General features: G+C 60.9%; 14 protein-coding genes. All 14 read right to left on the reverse strand.

Features of this window, described 5'->3' with window-relative positions; genetic code table 11:
• Window positions 1-177 precede the first annotated feature (177 nt).
• Window positions 178-717 carry a nitrous oxide reductase accessory protein NosL gene (locus AC0J1C_RS14055; RefSeq protein ID WP_473044406.1) on the reverse strand — a complete coding sequence of 180 codons (540 nt, stop codon included), beginning with the start codon at window positions 715-717 and terminating at the stop codon, window positions 178-180.
• A 14-nt stretch (window positions 718-731) separates the two neighbouring features.
• On the reverse strand, window positions 732-1,562 hold the full coding sequence (locus tag AC0J1C_RS14060) for an ABC transporter permease (protein WP_375193388.1): 831 nt from the start codon (window positions 1,560-1,562) through the stop codon (window positions 732-734).
• The gene (locus AC0J1C_RS14065) at window positions 1,559-2,491 is read right to left on the reverse strand and encodes an ABC transporter ATP-binding protein (RefSeq protein WP_473044408.1); all 933 of its coding nucleotides are present in this window, start codon (window positions 2,489-2,491) and stop codon (window positions 1,559-1,561) included. The genes AC0J1C_RS14060 and AC0J1C_RS14065 overlap by 4 nt, the downstream gene beginning before the upstream one ends.
• Window positions 2,488-3,756, reverse strand: coding sequence for a nitrous oxide reductase family maturation protein NosD (locus tag AC0J1C_RS14070; RefSeq protein ID WP_473044409.1), 1,269 nt, complete (start codon window positions 3,754-3,756; stop codon window positions 2,488-2,490). The genes AC0J1C_RS14065 and AC0J1C_RS14070 overlap by 4 nt, the downstream gene beginning before the upstream one ends.
• A gap of 225 nt (window positions 3,757-3,981) precedes the next feature.
• Complete coding sequence (gene nosZ, locus AC0J1C_RS14075; protein WP_375193385.1) at window positions 3,982-5,877, reverse strand: TAT-dependent nitrous-oxide reductase; 1,896 nt, start codon at window positions 5,875-5,877, stop codon at window positions 3,982-3,984.
• A gap of 65 nt (window positions 5,878-5,942) precedes the next feature.
• Window positions 5,943-8,042, reverse strand: a complete 2,100-nt coding sequence (gene nosR, locus AC0J1C_RS14080) for a transcriptional regulator NosR (RefSeq protein ID WP_473046556.1) — start codon at window positions 8,040-8,042, stop codon at window positions 5,943-5,945.
• A gap of 166 nt (window positions 8,043-8,208) precedes the next feature.
• Window positions 8,209-8,610 carry a ribonucleotide reductase subunit alpha gene (locus AC0J1C_RS14085; protein WP_473044410.1) on the reverse strand — a complete coding sequence of 134 codons (402 nt, stop codon included), beginning with the start codon at window positions 8,608-8,610 and terminating at the stop codon, window positions 8,209-8,211.
• A gap of 36 nt (window positions 8,611-8,646) precedes the next feature.
• A complete protein-coding gene (locus tag AC0J1C_RS14090) occupies window positions 8,647-9,039 on the reverse strand; it encodes a putative zinc-binding protein (protein WP_473044411.1) in 393 nt (130 codons plus the stop codon).
• Between the two features lie 42 nt (window positions 9,040-9,081).
• Window positions 9,082-9,831 (reverse strand): Crp/Fnr family transcriptional regulator, encoded by a 750-nt coding sequence (locus AC0J1C_RS14095; protein ID WP_473044412.1) that lies wholly within the window; start codon window positions 9,829-9,831, stop codon window positions 9,082-9,084.
• Window positions 9,832-10,259: 428 nt separating this feature from the next.
• Window positions 10,260-11,066: a peptidylprolyl isomerase gene (locus AC0J1C_RS14100; protein WP_473044413.1), complete on the reverse strand. Its 807-nt coding sequence runs from the start codon at window positions 11,064-11,066 to the stop codon at window positions 10,260-10,262.
• A 64-nt stretch (window positions 11,067-11,130) separates the two neighbouring features.
• Window positions 11,131-11,808 (reverse strand): respiratory nitrate reductase subunit gamma, encoded by a 678-nt coding sequence (narI, locus tag AC0J1C_RS14105; protein ID WP_473046557.1) that lies wholly within the window; start codon window positions 11,806-11,808, stop codon window positions 11,131-11,133.
• A 23-nt stretch (window positions 11,809-11,831) separates the two neighbouring features.
• Window positions 11,832-12,572: a nitrate reductase molybdenum cofactor assembly chaperone gene (narJ, locus tag AC0J1C_RS14110; protein WP_473044414.1), complete on the reverse strand. Its 741-nt coding sequence runs from the start codon at window positions 12,570-12,572 to the stop codon at window positions 11,832-11,834.
• A 10-nt stretch (window positions 12,573-12,582) separates the two neighbouring features.
• The gene (narH, locus tag AC0J1C_RS14115; protein WP_473044415.1) at window positions 12,583-14,157 is read right to left on the reverse strand and encodes a nitrate reductase subunit beta; all 1,575 of its coding nucleotides are present in this window, start codon (window positions 14,155-14,157) and stop codon (window positions 12,583-12,585) included.
• On the reverse strand, window positions 14,154-17,897 hold the full coding sequence (locus AC0J1C_RS14120) for a nitrate reductase subunit alpha (RefSeq protein ID WP_473044416.1): 3,744 nt from the start codon (window positions 17,895-17,897) through the stop codon (window positions 14,154-14,156). Before AC0J1C_RS14120 ends, narH begins: the two co-directional genes overlap by 4 nt.
• Between the last annotated feature and the right edge of the window lie 24 nt (window positions 17,898-17,921).

Raw genomic sequence — 17,921 nt, forward strand, 5'->3', positions numbered from 1 at the left:
CACATATGGAGCGGGTTTCCAAAACACGCTCCTTGCGGCACATCCCTGTGACGCTTGGGCTCCGCCATCCATGGCTCCGCACAGTTTTGGAAACCCGCTCCACACGCGCTCATCCGATTTGGCAGTTATAGTCTCTTCTATCTATCAGCTAACCAGAAACAACACTCCCATCCGAATTTACTGGTGGTCCATTCCAGCTTTGCTGTGCATGCCCATGCCGGTGGTCAGATCCTCCATTGTGACCTGGTTGAAGGCCAAAACCCTGCCACCGTGGTCATTGGCAAAACCTTCGGCATCGGACTTGCTGGCGAAGGACGCCAGAGTCGGCCCCATGGCACCGTTACGGCTGGAGCCTACGACATAGAAGGCTTCCCGGGCATTGATCAGTGCCGTGTCGTTCGGGTTCTGCCAGTCGGTCTGGGCCATGTCGTGCACGTACAGGGTGTGCGCCCGGTTGACGTTCTCCGGCTGCAGCACCCAGGCGAACATGTCGCGGGTGGAGCAGAATTTACGGACCTGCTGGTTCTTTTCGGTAATGGCCTGGCCCTTGGGGCCGGGGAAGCCTTCTATAAGCATGCCGCACACGTGGCATTCGTCGCCGCTTTCGAAGTGCACCGGGGCGGGTTTTGCCGCAGGCTGCTCCTCCGCGCCTGAGCAGGCGGTCAGTGTGAGAGCGGCAAGGCTGGCGAGGAGCCAGTTCAATCTGGATCGCTGCATCGGGGTTACTCCGTTCAGATACGGCGGTTTCGGAAAAGTGCGAGAGCACCAGCCAGTGGCACAACAAACCAGAGCACCAGGCCAATCCATAAGCCGGCGGCGCCGACGGGAAGGTCGGTTCCCAGGCTGAGCACGCCGGTCAACTGGCCGCTGTCACCGAAGGCCACGATGTTGAGCAGGCGGTAGATGTCGGTGGGATTGAGCATCAGCAGCCAGGGCAGCAGTTCGGCGCTGAACTGGCCTTCGCTGGCCACCAAAGTGCCCAGCAGGAGCAGGTCGAAGATCAGCACGAAGAAAAACCAGATGGCCAGGGCCAGTCCTGCAGCTACTGGCTTTTCACTGACCCGGACGCTGATCACGTAGGCCAGCGCGATGAATCCCCAGCCGAGCAACACGGTGGAAGCGATGAACCTGAGCATGGCCGCCATCAGGCTGGTGACGACCACGTCTTCCACCAGCAGGGCAATAGCGACACCCGCCACACCAAATCCAATCAGCGTGGCCAGCGCCAGGGTCAGGCCGTGGCCCAGGAATTTGCCCAGCAAAAGCTGGCTCCGGCTCAGGGGGTAAGTCAGCAACAGCAGCAGGGTGCCACCCTCTTCCTCGCCCACAATGGCATCGTACGCCAGCAGCAATGCGATCAACGGAATCAGGAAGATGCCCAGGCTCGCGAGACTGGCAATGGTGGCAGGGGTGGAGGCATAGCCCACCTGCCCCGAAGCGGCAGCGCCGAACCAGGCAATGCCCAGGGCCAGGGTGGCAAACACCAGGGCAATGGCCACCAGCCAGCGGTTGCGCAGACTGTCACTGAGTTCCTTGCGGGCGATGGTCCAGATACTGTTCATGAGTTGCCTCCCCGGTGAGCCAGACCGCCGCGGCCGATGAAGTGCACGTAGATATCCTCAAGGCTGGGTTGATGAATGCTCACATCGGCCAGCTCGCCAGAGGTGAAAAGCGCCTGCAGCAGCGGCATTTTTTCCCGGGGCTGAACATCCACCCGCAGACGACCGTTATCGGCCTTTACCATCACGCCGTTGAAGCGACCGGCCCGGTCAATAGCCCGCTCCAGCGCAGAGAGGCCATGGGCCGGCTCCAGGGAAAGAGTCACCGGCATGCTCGCCTGGCGCCGGAGGGCGGTCAGATCACCGGCTGCCTGCAGGGCGCCACCGGTGAGGATAGCCGCCCGATCAATGTAGGGCTCCACACCGGGCAGAACATGGGAGCACAGCACAATGCCGGTGCCTTCGTCCCGCAGTGTCCGCAGCAACCGGTACAGATCCGCCGTTGCCACCGGATCCAGCCCCACGGTAGGCTCATCCAGCATCAGCAGCCGGGGTTTACCCAGAAGTGCCTGGGCCAGCCCCAGACGCTGGCGCATGCCCTTGGAATAAGTCCTGGTGCGGGCATCCATGGCATCACTCAGCCCCACCTGCTCCAGCAGGTCCGGTACCTGTCGCAGCTCGGCCCCCTTGAGACGGGCAAAGTGCCTCAGAATCTCGCGGCCCGTGAGCTGTGGGTAGAACATCACATTTTCCGGCAGATACCCAATATGCTGGCTAACCTGCGGATCGCCGGCCTGGCCACCCAGCACCGACACCGTTCCCTGCTCGGGCGCCATCAGGCCAAGGATCAGCTTGATCGAAGTGGTCTTGCCCGCGCCGTTGTGGCCGAACAGTCCCAGAATCTCGCCGGGCTCAAGCGTCAGATCGATGCCCCTGAGCACAGGGCTCTTGTCGTAGCGGTAACTGACATTGTCCAGTTGAAAGCAGCTCATCGGATCTCCGTTTGAAGCACTGCGGGCAGCCGCATCAGGGGGTGGGAATCGACGACACCGGCAGACTTGACCACCGGAAAGGCATCCTGCACCCAGCGCAGGGTATCTACCGCCGGGCTGAACATGAGCACCCGGGCTTCCGGGTATTTCCATAACAGCCGGTCGACGTTGTCGTTAGGCTCGTAGGGCACATCACCAACCCCGTCCTGGTTTCGGTCCCAGCCCAGGTAATCACTCCAGAAATTGCCCCGATCTCCTTTCGACCAGTCCTGGGTCCGGGTGGCCACATACTTCACCTGGCGCTGATTGTTCACAAAGGCATTACCAAACACCTCGTTGTCCTCCGAACCGGCCGTGAGATGAATACCAATGTCGCTGTCGGCAAACACATTGCCCTCGAACGTGTTGTACAGGGAGTTATAGATAAACACCGCCTTGCCCTCGGCTCCCTCAATGGCCACGCCTGCCGACCGACCCTGGGACACCCCGGTCACTACATTGCCCCGCACCTCGGACTGGGTGATGAAATTCATCAGAATGCCGTAATTGGCGTCGTTCACCGACCGGTTATTGATTACCCGCAAACGCTTGCTCTGCATCAGCGCGTAGCCGGTCCGGGTGCGACGGGTCACATTGCCCTCAAGCAGATTGTTCATGGAGTACATGTAGTGAATGCCATACCGCAGATCCGACATTTCATTACCGCGGATCGTGTTGTTATTGGCGGTCTCGATGTAGATCGCGTCCCGGGTCTGGCTGATGTCATTGCCCTCGATCAGCGCCCCGGTAGTGTTGAACAGATGGATCCCGTTGCCCCGATCCTGGGAGCGAATCGACGCATCCCCGCGAATACGATTGTTGCGGACGGTGACCTCCGGCGTCGCATCCAGCCAGATCCCGAATGCGGGCCCCTGTAGCCGGTTGTTCTCAACCACCGCCCCACCGGCCTCCCGCGCCACAAAAATCCCGGCATCCAGCCCGTTCAGATCGCCGCCCCAGTTGCGCACCTCACACCCGGAAAACGTCACACCCGCCGCCTGAATCTCCACGGCATTCCCCTGCCCGCCACCGTCAATCACAGTCCCGGCCTGGCAGGACACAGATACGTCAGCCACCCGGATAACCAGTGGAGAAAGCTGCTCAGCGGGCAGTTCAAACGATGCTCCCGGCTCCAGAGCATCCAGTTTGGCCTGCAGTTCCGCTTGCGCGGTCAGCGAAAACAGAGCGACTGTCAGGGCCACTCCATAACGCAGTTTTCGATACATCAACGTTTCTCAAAAAAAGAAATTAGAGGACTGCACCATGCTTCGAGCAAATCGATGGAAGAGGGCTTTCCGAAACCGTGGAGGGCCATGGATGGCCCGATCCGAGCCCTACAGGGAAGTACTTGCGGGCGTGTTTCGGAAAGCCCTCTTCCATCGGTTTGCCGCACCCAACCCAGAAGGCTTGCCAGGGCCCAAGAACCAGGCCCCGGCAACAACCTCAATGGATCAGGCTTTTTCGACAATCATGCGCCCACGCATCTCCATATGCAGCGCATGACAGAACCAGTTGCAGTAGTACCAGTGAACCCCCGGGCGATCCGCCTTGAAGGTCACCGAGGACGTCTGCTGCGGACTGATCTCCATGCTCACACCGTGGTTCACCATACAGAAACCGTGGGTCACGTCCTCGATGGTGTCCAGGTTGGTCACATACACCGTCACCTCATCGCCCTGCTTCACCTTGAACTCGGTCATCCCGTACTGCGGCGCGATCGACGTCATGTAAACGCGCACCTTGTTGCCGTCACGGATCACCTTGTTATCGGCCTCCAGGGTAACGCCATCCTTCTCGGCCTGGGCCCGCGCCGAAGCAAAGAACGGATCATCACGGGTGTAGATCTTCTTCGTCTTGATCTGGTCGCGACGTACCAGGATGCAGTCATGGGGCTCGGCGAACGTTGGGCCGTCGTGCACCAGCTTCATCTCCTCGCCGGAGATGTCGATCAACTGGTCGTTCTCCGCATGCAGCGGGCCAACCGGCAGGAACCGGTCCTTCGAGAACTTCGACAGAACCACCAGCCACTTGCCGTCCGCGTCCCGTGACTCGGTCAACGAAGCATGGTTATGGCCCGGCTGGTAGTGCACATCCAGCTTCTGACGGATGTAATCCACCTTCTCGCCGTTGTAGTTGCGAATGGCATCGGCGATGTTCCACTTCGCCACCTGGCTGTCGATAAACAGCGTGGTGTAGGCGTTGCCACGGCCATCGAAGGTGGTGTGCAGCGGCCCCAGGCCCAGCTCCGGCTCGGCCACCACCGCATCACGCGGCTCGATCTTGTTATCAAACAGGTCGTCCAGCTTGTCGATGGCAATGATCGACACGGTGGGGGACAGCTTGCCATTGGCAATGAAGTACTTGCCGTCAGGCGAGGTGTTCAGGCCGTGGGGGTTCTTCGGCACAGGAATGTAGCGGGTAAGCTCCGAGCCTGCCCGGCCGTCCAGAACCGGCACCTTGGAATCACCCAGGGTCTTGTAATTGCCGTTCTTCACCGCCTGCTCGATACGCGCAATATTGAACACCACTGCCCAATCGCGATCGTTGCGCATGGTGCCAGCCAGATCCAGCGCCTTCTCGGAGTTGTAGCAGGTGGCACAGGCATACTTGCCAGTGTAGTCGGCATCGGTGTTGTCGAGGTTGCCATCCACAATCACCTGGAACGCCACCTCCATGGTTTCCGCGTCCACCGCGTTGAACATGGTAAAGCTGTTCTCGAGGCTGGTGTCGCTGCCATCATTGGGGTGCGGAATCACGTACTCGGCGTTGCAGAACACGTACTTGGTTTTCGGCACCTTCTGCAGGCGCAGGCCGTGAATGGCCTGAACGTTGGGGATGGTGGTGATCTTGTCACACTTCATGATGTCCAGACGGATCCGGGCCACGCGGGTGTTGGCCTTGTCGTTGATGAACAGGTACTTGCCATCGTAACGACCGTCGGTCATGGAGATATGCGGATGGTGGGTGTCGCCGTTGGAGAAACGGCTGCTGTCACCCAGGATCTCCTTGCTCTCGTTGGTGAGTCCCCAGCCGGTGGCGGAGTCCACGTTGAACACCGGAATCCGCATCAGCTCGCGCATGGAGGGCACGCCCAGCACACGCACCTCGCCGGAGTGGCCGCCACTCCAGAAGCCGTAGTATTCATCCAGTTCGCCGGGGTGGATCAGCCAGTTGTTACGGGCTTCCTCGGCAGCAGCCGCGAAGGCTTCCCGGGACATCACGGCGGTTCCCAGGCCGGTTGCTCCCGCAACACCAGCCAGAGCAGCAGCGCCCATGAAGCGGCGACGACTCTGGCCACTTTCCGGAAGCGCCGGTGAGCCCTTGATCAGATCATCTTTCTTTTTCATAACATCCAACTCCATCTGTTGGTAATGGCGGTTTTACTTCTCATGCTTTCTTTTTGTGGGACTGCTCACGTCACCTGCACCACCGGAATCTCCTCCGGATGGCCGGGTGCGTTATGGCCACGGCGCTTGCCGCGTCGCTTGACGATCAGCGGCGGGCACTTGTGGTCATCGAAATAGGTCATCTGGCAATCCAGGCAGTAATGGCATTCCATGTAGTTGATGTGCCCGTCCGGGTGAATGGCCTGGACTTCACACTCGTGATCGCACAGCCGGCACGGGTTGCCACATTCCTTGCGCCGCTTGAGCCAGTCGAACACCCGCAGCTTGCTGGGCAGCGCCAGCGCTGCGCCCAATGGGCACATGTACCTGCAGAACACCTTGCGGGTAAAAAGGTTGACCACCAGCAGCAGCACCGCGTAGGTAACAAAGGGCCAGCTGCGGTCAAACTTCAGGGTGATGGCGGTTTTGAACGGCTCCACCTCGGCCAGCCGCTCGGCGGTGGCCATGGAGTCCAGCGACACCCCGAACAGCACCAGCAGGATGATGTACTTGATGGCCCACAGCCGCTCGTGAATGGCAAACGGCACGGTGTACTGGGGCACTTTGAGCTTGCGGGCAATTTCGTTCAGCAGTTCCTGCAGCGCCCCGAACGGACACAGCCAGCCGCAGTACACCGCACGCCCCCACAACAGGATGATGCCGGCAACCACTGCCCAGAGAATGAAAATCACCGGGTCGATCAGGAAGGTGTTCCAGCTGAAGCCGCTGATCAGGCTGTTAACGAAGGTCAGCACGTTTACGATGGACAGCTGCCCCATGGCGTACCAGCCGATGAAAAACAGGGTGTAAGTCAGGAAGGCGTGGCGGATCCAGCGCATGATCTTCGGCTTTTTCACCAGCCAGTCCTGGAAGAACAGGATGAAGAGCAGCACGCCGATACCCATACCCAGCACCACAATCTGGAATTCGCGCTGGTACCACACCTGCACCCACATGGGCTGGTCCGCCAGCATGTCCTCTTCGGTCATGACCGGTTCCGGGCGGGTGTAGTACTGCTCCGGCAACTGGTACGTCAGCGGGAACACCTGGAATTCGCTGTCGAGCGGACCGGTCTGGCGCTTGACCGTCAGCTCCAGGGTCCACTCGGTGCCGGGATCAAAGTTGTACTGCTGGCGGATAATGAAAATCGCCATCTCGCTGAATTCCGGCATGCCCTCGGCGTACACATCGCTGAGCCGGTAGAAATCCAGGTCGCGGAAGTTGAAGGTGTCGCCGAACTGGCGGATCTGGACCCGGTCGAAGATGCCGCCACGAACGTACCCCGAGCCCTTGAAGGAATACTCACCGTTGGCCATCACCGCGATGGCGTGCTCGCCGTCTTTCAGTTCGCCGGTCAGCCACTGGAACTGACTCTCCCCAAGCAGGTTTCGGCCGATGGTGGGTACATCCAGATAGGCGGTGTAGAGATCGATCAGGGGCTCGTCGCGCTGCTCCGCTGGCGCCACATCCACACCTTCGGCGGCGGTTCCCTTGAAGGCGTCGTCCACCTGGCCGCGGGTCAGATTCAGGCGCCGCACCGAGCCCTCACCCAGCAGGGTCTGCCAGCTTTTCTGCTGGAAATCGCCGGTCTCAATGTTGGCCACCGGCGGGCGGGTCTCGCTCAGGCTTTCCACCAGCCCCAGCTCGGCGGCCACCCGGTGGGCGGACTTCATGATGACTTCGTTGACCACCATGACGGTGACGGTAGCCCCGGACAGACCATCCACGGCCACCTTGTGTTCGGTGGAGGTGCCACCTACCGTCACCCGCTGGTCCGCCTTTAGGCCCACGTATTGGTCGGTGAACTGATGCAGCTTGGCTTCAGGGATGCCCACCAGCAGGATCGGCTCGTGATGCTCAATCACCTGACTGGTCACGATTTCCCCGCTGGTATCCAGAATCACCAGAATGTTCATAGGCTTGCCGGAATAGGCCGGGGTCTGCACAAAGTCGAGACTCTGGTAGGCGTAGCCCACCAACTCCTCGCCGGCATAGAGTTCCTGGATGGCACGATTGCCTTCCCGCGGACTCACGTCGGTCACGGACGGCATGGCCTTCTGCACCACCTGCCTGGCGGCGACCGGCTGGTACTCGCCAACGGGCGTGGCGCCCAGGCCGCCAGCCATAAGCGACAGGATCAACAGAACTACCAAGCGGGGAAATACGGTCACTGGGGGCTCCAAAACGCTTGAACGCACACTGCCAAGCCTAGACAAACCAGAGGGAAATCAAATACCTCTTTATGTATACCCGGGGCTGACTGTGGTGATAGACACTAGTGATAGATGGCCGTCAGCCCAGGCTGACCGCATTACCCTCGATGTCGAGTGGCAGGTAGTTGCCGATGTGTCCGAGGCGAATGGACTCCACCATCATGGTCAGGGGTTGCTGCGCTTCGTCTGTAGATGGCGCCATGCCGCCGCGGCCGGACATGGCGGCAATGAACACCACGTCCCAGGACTGGCCGGTGGCCCGGGATTCTTCCACCAGGGCACCGAAATCCGGGGCCTCTTCCGGGGTCTTGTCGACGCAGATCACCGGCGTGAGGGCGCCGCCCTCGCCGCGCTCGAATGCGGCCTTTTCCTCGGCGGAAGCCTCGTCGGGCAGCTCGGCCCGGCAGAAGACGTAGAGCAGGCGCTGGGCTTCCTGCTGGCTGCGCGAGGCCTGGATAAGGTCTTGATAACTGCTGATCATGGTTGAGAATCCTTGACGATGTCGGGCCGTGGCCGATCAGGCCTGACGGGCAATGAGTTGACGGGCGCGATTACGGACTTCCTCACACACCTCTTCCACGGCGTCGGCACCGTAGCTTTGCCCGTAATGTTTCTTGAATCCGTAGTCGTAGAGGCGGACGTGGTCGTCTGGCTCTACGCCGATGTTCTCGAGACAGGCCCGGGCACAGTGCAGAGGGCAGCCATCAATAACGGTGATGGGCCGGCCGGAGCGGGCAGTCTTGACCAACGGCGCCACCTTGCCGCCAACACCCGAGATGCAGGACATCTCGAACTCGCCGGCATGGTCGAGCGCCACCGCCGCGTTGTTGGCCAGCTGCGCCACATCGGAGCAGCCGGAGCAGGAATAAATCAGTGGTCGTTGCTTTCTGGCTGTCACTTTTTCTGTCACTGGTCCTCCTTCCCGAAAAGCCTGGAGGCTTGCTGTGGTGTATTACTGGCTGATGTCGATCAGTCGCTGTGGGTCGGAAATAAACAGCCGGCTGCGGTTCACCCGTACCAGGCCGTTGGCCTTCAGATCCGCCAGGATCCGGGAGAAGGTTTCCGGCTGCATGGCCAAACGCGATGCCACCAGGCACTTGGGCAATGGCAGCTCCACTTCGCCGCCCTCTTCGGCGCCGTTGGGCAGCAAGTCGATCAGATAGCGAATGAGCCGATCCCGGGCGTTCTGCACGGTCATGATTTCCAGGTCATGGAACCGGGAAACCGCGCGCTTGGCGTAGTGTCTCAGGGCGGCCTGGGCATAGGCCGGGTTGCTTTCCAGGAGGTCCTGATAGGCCTTCACCGGAATCATCAGCACTTCGCTGGACTTCAGGGCTTCGGCATAGCACGCGTACCGGGGCGGGTCGGCGTAGATCATCACTTCCGCAAAGCAGTCGCCGGGGGCAATGCTGTCGAGGGTTCGGTCGATGCCGGATGCATCCAGCCGGTAAAGGCGCAGGCGGCCGGAGATCACAAAGAAGAAATGGTGCGCCGGCATGTCCTGGCGGTACAGGAGCTGATGATGCCCCAGCCGGATGCGTCGGGATTGCTGCACCAGGTGCTGTACGTCTTTGCCGGACAGGGTCCGGAACAGCGGATGGCTGCGCAGGGCCTGCAGGCCGTCTTCGTCGTCGAAGGGTTTGTTGACGGCTACCAGGACCGGTTTGGCGTAGCGGGTTTCGGCGGTTTGGGTGAGTGCCATGGCGTATCCTCTCTGCACATTCATGCATTCGAAATCATGTTTTAAATGGTAGAGGGATACCGGGGGGAAAGCGCTCCCCCCATGGGGGTAGTTCGGGGGTTATTCAGGAGTAATTGATCTAACTCAATGTGTTTTGTTGCCAACTAATTGGAGCTCAACGGGTTCCTGTTGGGGCTTGGTCTTGGCGGACTGACTGTGGAGCACAGGTTGGCGGCTGGTATCGCTTCCCAAAACTCGCTCCTTGCGGCACCCCTCCGGGGTCCAGCCCGCAATCGCAGATTGCGGTCGTTCGGCTGTCGCATGAAGCTTCGCTTCATAAGCGCTCGGCCTCACCCATGTGACGCTTGACTGCAGCCATCCATGGCTGCAGACAGTTTTGGGAAGCGATACCTGTCACCAACCTCCAGAGTTCAAAGCTGGAGTCTCAATTACTGCATCAGGGGCGAGTCCGGAAGCTCCAGATCGACACCTTCCACACCGGTTTCCGCCGCCAGCACCTGCAAGTACTGCCGGAACGCCCGGCGGGTCACGCTTTCGCTCAGGTACTGGCGGATCTGGGGTTTGACGTGCTCGTACGGTAGTTGCTCGCCATCGATGCGCTGGTCCACGCGAACGATGTGCCAGCCGTAGCGGGTTTCGATGAGTTCCGGGTTGAGGCCTTCCTGCAGGGCGAGGACCGGGCGTTCGAATTCGTCCACGGTCTGGCCTTTGCTGATCTGGCCGAGACTGCCGCCCTGGTGGCGGGATTCGCAGGCGGAGTATTGTTTGGCGAGGTCGGCGAACCGGGAGCGGCCTTCAATCAGCGCGGTGAGCAGCTGGTGACCGGCCTCTTCCTGGCGGATGCGTTCCTGGACGTCGTCGGGGGCAGCGGCCAGCAGGATGTGGCTGACGGCCATAAGCGTGGGGCTGCAAAAGCGGGCAGGGTTGGCGTTGTAGAAGCGTTCGCAGTCTTCCTCGGTGGGGTCCGGAACGTTGAGTTCCAGCTCCAGCACACGTGCGATGCGATCTTCTTCGTCGGCTACGTCCTGCAGGCCCAGGCGCGCTGCCTGTTGCAGCAGCAGCTCTCGGATCACGAGGCTTCGGGCGGCTTCGTGCCAGGCTTCGGCGACTTCTTCGGCCGGGTGGTGCTGCATTTCCCGGGCGATATCGTCTTCGCTGATCCGGGTGTCTCCCACGGTGACCGGCGGGAACTGGTTTCTGGGTTTTTCGGCGTCGCCGACGGGGATGAGTTGCATAGCAGTAACCTCGGTAAACATGGAGTCAGATGAATGCGTTCATCTGACTCCGTTTTCATTTGCATCAGGCGCGCTTGCGTACCACCTGGTACTTCCGTCCAAAATACTCCACCGGCACGCTGAGCATGTGCACCAGGCGGGTGAACGGGAACAGCACGAAGATGGTCAGGCCCAGGAAGATGTGGGTTTTGTAAATCCAGTGCACGTCGGCAATGTAGCCGGCCACGCCGCCCTGGAGGGTGACAATGCCCTGGGCCCAGGCTGAGAACTTGAGCATGGTGCTGCCGTCCAGGTGCCCCAGGGTGGGCAGGATGGTAAGCAGGCCAAGCGCCAGTTGCACCACCAGGATCACGATGATCATGTTGTCGGCAAAGGTGCTGCTGGCCTTGATGCGCGGATCGGTGAGCCGGCGCCAGGCGAGCATGCCGCCGCCGATGATGGCCATCACGCCGGCAATGCCGCCGACCACGATGGCCATGACCTGCTTGGTGCCCGGGGTCATGAACGGCTCATAGAACGCGTGCGGTGTCAGCAGGCCCACCAGGTGGCCGAAGAAGATCACCAGTACGCCCACATGGAACAGCACGCTGGCCATCACCATGTTCTTCTTGCGCAGCATCTGGCTGGAGTGGGCCTTCCAGGTGAACTGTCCCTGGTCATAGCGGGCCCAGGTGCCAATCACCAGTACGGCGATGGCAATGTAGGGATAAACCCCGAAAAGTAGTGTGTTCAGATAGGACATCATTTCCGTTTCCTCCTGCGCCCTCAGGCGCGTCCTGCCTGACGGGGCGTTGCGTCCGTCATCAGCTGATCGCTCAGGTGAATGGTCTGGGTCTGCTCCAGCTCCCGGCGACGCTGGCCAACCACGCTGCCGGTGCTGCAGGAACTTCCCTGATCATCAACAAACTTCACCATTTCCTCTTCCCAGACCTTGTCCAGGGCTTCCGGGGTGTCATCACGCTCTTCCGCTGCCACAATCTGCGCCAGCTCCTGGCGGTTGGCTTTGCGGCCGGACAGCACCAGCAGGGAGTCCATCACCACGTGGTAGAAGCTCTCCCGCTGGTACAGGCGCTCGCCCAGCAGGCCCAGGATGTGGTGGATATCCTCCAGCCAGTTCTGGACCTCCTCCCAGGGGCGGGTGGAAAGGTATTCCAGGAACAGCGGCAGGTAGTCCGGCAGCTCCCGGGCGTCGATTTCCAGCCCGTTGCTGCGGTATTCCTCCATCAGGTCCACCATGGCCTGGCCGCGATCGCGGGATTCGCCGTGCACGTGTTCGAACAGCAGCAGGGAGGTGGCCCTGCCTTTGTCGAAGGTGCCCACGTAGGCTTCCTGCAGATCCAGAAGATCGCCGCTGCAAAGCCTGTCGAGACAGCGCAACAGTTGCTCCTTGTTCTGCCGGGGCAGCCGGCTGTCCTCAAGGACAGCCGCGGTGAGCGCGTCTTTGGAGGCCTGGAATTCTTCGTTCGGGTATTCGAGCACCCGTGCCAGTACTTTCAGCAGTTGCATGTCGGCCTCCTCATTCCTGCAGCTGTTTCGGGTCGACCTGCTTAACGGTCGCCAGCTTCTGAACCATGCTGGTAGTCTGCTTGCGGCCACCGAACATGTTGAATTTGCTGTCGCCGTTGCAGCCGTCGCCAAAGCTGAAGCCGCAGCCGTTGCGCTCGCCGTGGGCGGTGGCATCCGGGAAGGCTTCCTTCGCCAGCTCGCGGTGGCTGGTGGGAATCACGAAGCGATCCTCGTAGTTGGCGATGGCCAGGTAGCGGTACATTTCGTCCGCCTGGGCCTTGGTCAGGCCACACTCTTCCAGAGCACGCAGATCTTCTTTGCCTTCCACGGTCTCGGCACGCTTGTACAGGCGCATCGCCATGATCCGCTTGAGGGCCCGCACGATGGGTTTCTCATCGCCCGCGGTGAGCAGGTTGGCCAGGTACTTCACCGGGATCCGCAGGCTCTCGATCTTCGGCAGTACACCCTCAAACTCGATCTTGCCCGCCTCGGCGGCAGACTGGATCGGGCTCAGGGGCGGCACGTACCACACCATCGGCAGGGTCCGGTATTCCGGGTGCAACGGCAGGGCCAGTTTCCAGTCCACTGCCATCTTGTAGACCGGGCTCTGCTGGGCGGCTTCGATCACGTTCATCGGAATGCCGTCTTTCTTCGCCTGCTCGATCACTTTCGGGTCGAACGGGTCCAGGAAGATTTCCAGTTGCTTCTCGTACAGCTCGTGCTCGCCCGGGGCGCTGGCCACTTCTTCGATGCGGTCGGCGTCGTACAGCAGCACGCCCAGGTAGCGGATCCGGCCCACGCAGGTCTCGGAACACACGGTGGGCATACCGGCTTCGATGCGCGGGTAGCAGAAAATGCACTTCTCGGACTTGCCGGTTTTCCAGTTGAAGTAGATCTTCTTGTACGGGCAGCCGGAGACACACATCCGCCAGCCACGGCACTTGTCCTGGTCGATCAGTACAATGCCGTCTTCCTCACGCTTGTAGATGGCACCGCTCGGACAGCTGGCCACGCAGGCCGGGTTCAGGCAGTGCTCGCACAGGCGCGGCAGGTACATCATGAAGGTGTTCTCGAACTGACCGTAGATATCCGCCTGCACCTGGTCAAAATTCTTGTCCTTCCGGCGCTTGGCGAACTCGGTACCGAGGATCTCCTCCCAGTTCGGGCCCCACTCGATTTTCTGCATGCGCTGGCCGGAGATCAGCGAGCGCGGCCGTGCTACCGGCTGATGCTTGCTGTCGCCTGCGGTGTGCAGATGCTGGTAGTCGAAATCGAACGGCTCGTAGTAGTCGTCGATCTGGGGCAGATCGGGGTTGGCGAAAATGTTCGCCAGCACCCGGAAACGGCCACCGATCTTCGGGCGGATCTTGCCGGAGCTATCGCGCATCCAGCCGCCCTTCCACTTGTCCTGGTTCTCCCACTCTTTCGGGTAGCCGATACCAGGCTTGGTCTCGACGTTGTTGAACCAGGCGTATTCCATGCCTTCGCGGCTGGTCCAGACGTTCTTGCAGGTGACTGAACAGGTGTGGCAACCAATGCACTTGTCCAGGTTCAGCACCATGCCGACTTGGGAACGGATTTTCATTTTACAGCCTCCTGAACAGTGTCATTGCCTTCGCCGTCGAGCCAGTCGACGTTGTGCATCTTGCGCACCACCACGAACTCGTCGCGGTTGGAGCCGACGGTGCCGTAGTAGTTGAACCCGTAGGAATACTGGGCGTAGCCGCCGATCATGTGGGTCGGTTTCGGACACACCCGGGTGACCGAGTTGTGGATACCACCCCGGGTGCCGGTGATCTCGGAGCCCGGAATGTTCACGATCCGCTCCTGGGCGTGGTACATCATCACCATGCCGGGCATGACCCGCTGGCTTACCACCGCCCGCGCCGCGATGGCGCCGTTGGCGTTGAACAGCTCGATCCAGTCGTTGTCCTCGATGCTCAGTTCCCTGGCATCGTCCTCGCTCAGCCACACGATGGGGCCACCGCGGGAGAGGGTCAGCATCAGCAGGTTGTCGCTGTAGGTGCTGTGGATACCCCACTTCTGGTGCGGCGTGATCCAGTTCAGCGCTTTCTCCGGGTTGCCGTTGCTGCGCTGGTTGATCATGTAGCTCACGGTCTTGGTGTTGATCGGCGGGCGATACACCAGCAGGCTCTCACCGAAGGCACGCATCCATTCGTGATCCTGGTAGAACTGCTGACGACCGGTCAGGGTGCGCCAGGGGATCAGCTCATGGACGTTGGTGTAGCCTGCGTTGTAGGACACATGCTCGTCTTCCAGGCCAGACCAGGTGGGACTGGAGATGATCTTGCGCGGCTGGGCCACGATGTCCCGGAAGCGGATTTTTTCCTCTTCCTTGTTTTTCGCCAGATGGGTGTGATCCAGGCCGGTAAACTCGGACAACGCCGCCCAGGCTTTCACCGCCACCTGGCCGTTGGTTTCCGGCGCCAGGGTGAGGATCACTTCCGCCGCATCAATGGCACTTTCAATCTTCGGGCGACCCGCGTTGGCGCCGTCGATATGCTTGTAGTTCAGGTCGCCCAGGAACTTCACTTCCTTCTCGGTGTTCCAGTTGATGCCCTTGCCACCGTTACCCAGCTTGTCCATCAGCGGCCCGAGGGAGGTAAAGCGCGCGTAGGTGTTCGGATAGTCCCGCTCCACGGTGACGAAGTTGGGCGCTGTCTTGCCCGGAATCAGGTCGCACTCGCCTTTCTTCCAGTCTTTTACATCGAACGGCTGGCCCAGCTCGGCCGGTGCGTCGTGCAGCAGCGGCAGTGTGACCACGTCTTTCTCGACGCCCAGGTGGCCTTCCGCCGCCCTGGAGAAGGCCTTGGCGATGCCCTTGTAGATTTCCCAGTCGCTACGCGCTTCCCACGCCGGATCGGTGGCAGCGGTCAGCGGGTGGATGAACGGGTGCATATCCGAGGTGTTCAGGTCGTTCTTCTCGTACCAGGTCGCGGTCGGCAGAACGATGTCGGAATACAGACAGGTGGTAGACATGCGGAAGTCCAGGGTCACCAGCAGATCGAGCTTGCCTTCCGGCGCTGTGTCGTGCCAGGTGACTTCCTGCGGCTTGGCACCGCCTTCCACGCCCAGGTCTTTGCCCTGCAGGCCGCTCTTGGTGCCCAGCAGGTACTTGAGCATGTACTCGTGGCCCTTGCCGGAGGAACCCAGCAGGTTGGAGCGCCAGATGAACATGTTACGCGGGCAGTTTTCCGGCGCTTCCGGATCCTCACTGGCAAAGGCCAGGGAGCCGTCTTTCAGGGACTGTGCCACGTAATCGGCCACTTCCATGCCTGCCTTTTCGGCTTCTGCGGCGATGGTCAGCGGGTTTCGGTTCAGCTGGGGCGCGGACGGCAGCCAGCCCATGCGCTCGGCGCGCACGTTGTAGTCGATCAGGCTGCCACCGAACTTTGACTTGTCCGCCAGCGGCGACAGGATCTCGTCCACGCCCAGCTTCTCGTAGCGCCACTGGCCTGAGTGGGCATAGAAGAAGGAGGTGGAATTCATGTGACGGGGCGGACGCTGCCAGTCCAGGCCGAACGCCAGCGGCTGCCAGCCGGTCTGCGGGCGCAGTTTTTCCTGGCCAACATAGTGGCTCCAGCCACCGCCGCTCTGACCAATGCAGCCACACATAATGAGCATGTTGATCAGGCCACGGTAGTTCATGTCCATGTGGTACCAGTGGTTCATACCGGCACCCACGATGACCATGGAACGGCCCCTGGTCTTGTCGGCGTTGTCCGCGAACTCGCGGGCAATGCGGATCACTTTCTCGGCGGGTACGCCGGTGATCTTCTCCTGCCAGGCCGGGGTGTAGGGCTTCACTTCATCGTAGGACGTGGCGCCATCATCCTCGCCCAGGCCACGGCTGATGCCGTAGTTGGCCACCATCAGGTCGTAGACCGTAACCACACGGCCCTCAGAGCCGTCTGCCAGCTTGACCTTGCGGGTGCCGAGTTTGTGCTTGAGGACATCCTTGATTTCCACGTGCTGGAAGTGGTCATGCTCGATGCCACCGAAGTACGGGAAGGCAACGTCAACGACGTCGTCGTGCTTCTCGACCAGGGACAGCTGCAGATTGACGTCTTTGTCCTTGGCGGTCTGCTTCAGGTTCCACTTGCCCTTCTCGCCCCAGCGATAACCGATGGAGCCGTTCGGCGCGGTCAGCTCGCCGGTGCTCTCGTCAATGGCAATGGTCTTCCACTCGGGGTTGTTCTCTTCGCCCAGGCCATCCACCAGGTCGCTGGCACGCAGGAAGCGGCCCGGCACAAAGCTGCCGTCGTCTTTCTCTTCCAGCATGACCAGATACGGCATATCGGTGTAGCGGCGCACGTAGTCGGTAAAGTACTCGCTGGGCTTGTCGACGTGGAATTCCTTCAGGATCACGTGGCCCATGGCCATGCCCAGGGCGGCGTCGGTGCCCTGCTTGGGGTTCAGCCACTCGTCGGACAGCTTGGAGACTTCCGCGTAGTCCGGAGTGATGGCGACGGTCTTGGTGCCCTTGTAACGGACTTCGGTGAAGAAGTGGGCGTCCGGGGTACGGGTCTGGGGTACGTTGGAACCCCAGGCGATGATGTAGCCGGAGTTGTACCAGTCGGCGGACTCTGGCACGTCGGTCTGCTCACCCCAGGTTTGCGGGGAGGCCGGCGGCAGGTCGCAGTACCAGTCGTAGAAGCTCATGCACACGCCACCGATCATGGACAGATAACGGCTGCCGGCGGCGTAGGAGACCATGGACATGGCGGGAATCGGAGAGAAGCCGATGATCCGGTCCGGGCCGTACTTGCGGGCGGTATAGACGTTGGAGGCGGCGATCAGCTCGTTCACTTCATCCCAGCTGGAGCGAACAAAACCACCCATGCCGCGACGGGGCTTGTACTCGGCGGTCTTCTTGGGATCCTCGACAATCGAGGCCCAGGCGTCGACCGGATCCTGGTGTTCAACCTTCGCCGCACGCCAGAGTTTCATCAGGTGCTTGCGCATCAGCGGGTACTTCAGGCGGTTGGCGCTGTACATGTACCAGGAGTAGCTGGCACCACGGGGGCAGCCGCGAGGCTCATGGTTGGGCAGATCCGGACGGGTACGCGGGTAGTCGGTCTGCTGGGTTTCCCAGGTCACCAGGCCGTTCTTCACGTAGATTTTCCAGCTGCAGGAGCCGGTGCAGTTTACGCCGTGCGTGGAGCGCACGATCTTGTCGTGCTGCCAGCGCTGGCGGTAGCTGTTTTCCCAGTCGCGGCTCACTTCGTGGGTTTCGCCGTGGCCGTTGGCGAACGGCTCGCGCTTCTTCCTGAAGTAGTTCAGTTTGTCGATCAAATGACTCATGGTCTCTCTCTCCATCAACCCATC

It is taken from the genome of Marinobacter sp. E2 (genome assembly GCF_055755345.1).

Excerpts from the sequence above, each read along its gene's own strand:
- AC0J1C_RS14055 (WP_473044406.1), bottom strand. The coding sequence starts at position 717 with ATGCAGCGATCCAGATTGAACTGGCTCCTCGCCAGCCTTGCCGCTCTC.
- AC0J1C_RS14060 (WP_375193388.1), bottom strand. The coding sequence starts at position 1,562 with ATGAACAGTATCTGGACCATCGCCCGCAAGGAACTCAGTGACAGTCTG.
- AC0J1C_RS14065 (WP_473044408.1), bottom strand. The coding sequence starts at position 2,491 with ATGAGCTGCTTTCAACTGGACAATGTCAGTTACCGCTACGACAAGAGC.
- AC0J1C_RS14070 (WP_473044409.1), bottom strand. The coding sequence starts at position 3,756 with ATGTATCGAAAACTGCGTTATGGAGTGGCCCTGACAGTCGCTCTGTTT.
- nosZ (WP_375193385.1), bottom strand. The coding sequence starts at position 5,877 with ATGAAAAAGAAAGATGATCTGATCAAGGGCTCACCGGCGCTTCCGGAA.
- nosR (WP_473046556.1), bottom strand. The coding sequence starts at position 8,042 with ATGGCTGGCGGCCTGGGCGCCACGCCCGTTGGCGAGTACCAGCCGGTC.
- AC0J1C_RS14085 (WP_473044410.1), bottom strand. The coding sequence starts at position 8,610 with ATGATCAGCAGTTATCAAGACCTTATCCAGGCCTCGCGCAGCCAGCAG.
- AC0J1C_RS14095 (WP_473044412.1), bottom strand. The coding sequence starts at position 9,831 with ATGGCACTCACCCAAACCGCCGAAACCCGCTACGCCAAACCGGTCCTG.
- AC0J1C_RS14100 (WP_473044413.1), bottom strand. The coding sequence starts at position 11,066 with ATGCAACTCATCCCCGTCGGCGACGCCGAAAAACCCAGAAACCAGTTC.
- narI (WP_473046557.1), bottom strand. The coding sequence starts at position 11,808 with ATGTCCTATCTGAACACACTACTTTTCGGGGTTTATCCCTACATTGCC.
- narJ (WP_473044414.1), bottom strand. The coding sequence starts at position 12,572 with ATGCAACTGCTGAAAGTACTGGCACGGGTGCTCGAATACCCGAACGAA.
- narH (WP_473044415.1), bottom strand. The coding sequence starts at position 14,157 with ATGAAAATCCGTTCCCAAGTCGGCATGGTGCTGAACCTGGACAAGTGC.
- AC0J1C_RS14120 (WP_473044416.1), bottom strand. The coding sequence starts at position 17,897 with ATGAGTCATTTGATCGACAAACTGAACTACTTCAGGAAGAAGCGCGAG.